Below are 286 nucleotides of genomic sequence, written 5' to 3' on the forward strand. Positions count from 1 at the left end.
CAAATTGCCCGGCAACGTCCTACTCTCACAGGGGGAAGCCCCCTACTACCATCGGCGCTGAAGAACTTAACTTCCGTGTTCGGTATGGGAACGGGTGTGACCTCTTCGCCATCATTACCAGACAAATGTGAGCTTATTCGCTCAAAACTGGATAAAACCAACATTGAAACTCAAAACAATCTTGTGATTCTCTAACTATAATTTGGGAAAGTCCTCGATCGATTAGTATCTGTCAGCTCCACATGTCGCCATGCTTCCACACCAGACCTATCCACCTCATCATCTT

The 286-nt window shown here is 46.5% G+C and carries 1 rRNA gene; it reads right to left on the reverse strand.

The window, feature by feature from the left end:
- Positions 1 to 6 precede the first annotated feature (6 nt).
- A 5S ribosomal RNA gene (gene rrf / locus M3197_RS17260) occupies positions 7 to 122 on the reverse strand.
- Positions 123 to 286: the final 164 nt, after the last annotated feature.

Source organism: Sporosarcina aquimarina (assembly GCF_023715615.1).
Taxonomy (GTDB): domain Bacteria; phylum Bacillota; class Bacilli; order Bacillales_A; family Planococcaceae; genus Sporosarcina; species Sporosarcina aquimarina_A.